2 protein-coding genes are annotated in these 2387 nt (G+C 67.3%); one reads left to right on the plus strand and one right to left on the minus strand.

The features are described 5' to 3' along the window. The coding region (locus tag DBR22_RS22810) for a LacI family DNA-binding transcriptional regulator (protein WP_108600848.1) at positions 1-940 on the minus strand (940 nt) is incomplete at its 3' end. 342 nt (positions 941-1282) lie between these two features. On the opposite strand from DBR22_RS22810, the gene DBR22_RS22815 reads away from it, so the two are divergent. Continuing rightward, the coding region (locus DBR22_RS22815; protein WP_108600849.1) for an MFS transporter at positions 1283-2387 on the plus strand (1105 nt) is incomplete at its 3' end.

A 2387-nucleotide genomic window follows, 5' to 3' on the forward strand; every position in this document is an offset into this window, starting at 1 on the left:
GTTGGTGCGGCATGATCCGGGGCCCGAGGTCGCGGGAGCGGAGAAGTTTCTTCACTGCCATCCGCCCCATCTCCTCGAGCGGCTGGGCCATGGTGCTCAGGGGCGGGTTCACGTGCAGGGCGGTGGAGGTGTTGTCGAAGCCCAGGACGGAGACGTCTTCCGGCACCCGGAGCCCGCGCCGCTGCAGTTCATTGACCACGGCGGCGCCCATCTCATCGCTCATCGCGAAGATCGCGGTCAGGCCGGGTTCCTGCTGCAGCAGATCTCCGACGCCGGCGGCTCCGCTTTCGTAGAAGAAGTTGCCTGTCGCTGTGACGGATTGAGCCTTGGCCTCGGCCATGGCCTTGAGGTAGCCGCGTCGCCGGGGTTGGGCAACGAAGACCGACTCGGGATCGCCGGTGAGCAGCCCGATCCTGCGGTGGCCCAGCTTCAGCAGGTGGCGGGTGGCGTCGTAGGCTGCCTTTTCGTCGTCGATGGCCACACTCGGTGAGCCGGACTTGTCGCTGATGGCAACTGAGATGACCGGGACGGTGGGTCCCAGCAGCTGCCGGATCTCGGGTTTGATGACCGCGGAGACCAGGATGACGCCCGCCGCCCGGTAGGTGCGCAGGGTCCGCAGGTAGCTGGCGATGTAGGCGGACTTGGCGCCGGTGCGGCCCAGCATGACGGCGTAGCCGCGCTCCTGGGCTTCCTCCTCCACGCCCAGCATCACCTGGGAGGCGAGGGCATCGGACACCATGGGTGCCAGGAGTCCGATGACCGAGGTCTGCCGGGTTTTGAGGCCGCGCGCCAGGGAGTCGGTTTCGTAGCTGAGCTTCCGCACCGCGTCCTCCACGCGCTCGCGGGTCTCATCCGAGTAGCCCACCAGCCCGTTGACCACCCGGGACACCGTCGCGGGGGATACGCCGGCGTGCACGGCGACGTCCCTGATGGTTACCACTGGATCTCCTTGGCTGTACTGCGGTCTGGGCGGCAGGTACGCAAACGGTTTACGTAAACGGTTACGTGACGTGCCTCATCAACAGTAAGGGGGGAGGTGCCGGAGCCGTGTCTGTTTCGGAAACAACGCCGTTGATCCGGAAAAAACCGGTTCGCGGCACCCGGTCCTGGCGGCTCGTCGCGCGTCGTTGTGCCCTTCCAGCGGTGGCAACCTCCTGCTGAGCTGTTGCCACGGCGCGGCAGCGGCAGGATGATCGGAGTGTTGGGCTCCAACCGGTCATGCGGGCCGAAAGAACGAACGGCGTGTGCCCAGCTGACGAGCGATGCGGGCGGTGAGCGGGCCATGACAGAGCACAAGGGGCAGCGGCGGCGGCTGAACGTGTCCGACGTCAATGTCGTCAACCGCCGCACGCTGCGGAAGGCGCTGGGCGGGACCATCGTGGGCAACACGATGGAGTGGTACGACGTCGGCGTGTTTGGTTACCTCATCACCACGATGGGGCCGGTGTTCCTGCCTGAGGCGGACCGGGCCGTGCAGAACCTGTTCCTCCTGGGAACCTTCGGGGCCACGTTCATCGCCCGGCCGCTGGGTGGCATCTTCTTCGGTTGGCTGGGCGACAAGATGGGCCGGCAGAAGGTGCTGGCCATGACGCTGATGCTCATGGCCGTCGCGACGTTCGCCGTCGGCCTCCTTCCGGGGTACGCGGTGCTGGGTATCTGGGCTGCGGTGCTGCTGGTGGTCCTGAAGCTGGTGCAGGGCTTTTCGACCGGCGGCGAATACTCGGGTGCCACCACGTTCGTGTGCGAGCATTCGCCGGACCGCCGCCGGGGTTTCTACGTCAGCTTCCTGGACATGGGCAGCTACCTCGGCTTTGCGGCGGGCGCGGCCGTGGTGTCCGCCCTGCAGCTGACCCTGGGCCAGGAGCAGATGGAGGCGTGGGGCTGGCGGATCCCGTTCCTGGTGGCCGGCCCGCTGGGCGCCGTGGCCGTGTACTTCCGGATGAAGATCGAGGAATCGGCCGCCTTCAAGGCCACGCTGGAAGCCGAAGCCGTGGCAGCCAAACATCCGGAGACCGGGGAGGAGCTCCGGCCCGTGGGCCCGGTCGGGATCCTGAAGGCCCACTGGCGGCCGATCCTGCTGGCCATGATCCTGGCAGCGGCCGCCAACACGGTGGCCTACGCCCTCACGTCCTACATGCCCACGTACCTGACCAGCAACAAGGGGTACAGCGAGGTGGAGGGGACGCTCCTGACCATCCCGGTCCTGGTGGCCATGGCGTTGTGCATCCCGTTCACGGGGCTGCTCTCGGACCGGATCGGCCGCCGTCCCGTGCTGTGGATCGGGGCCGCCAGCACCGTGGTGCTCGCGGTTCCGGCGTTCCTGGCGATATCGGCGGGCAGCGTCCTGATGACAATGCTGGGCCTGGCACTGATTGCCTTCCCGGTGG

It is taken from the genome of Arthrobacter sp. HMWF013, from assembly GCF_003061105.1.
GTDB lineage: Bacteria > Actinomycetota > Actinomycetes > Actinomycetales > Micrococcaceae > Arthrobacter.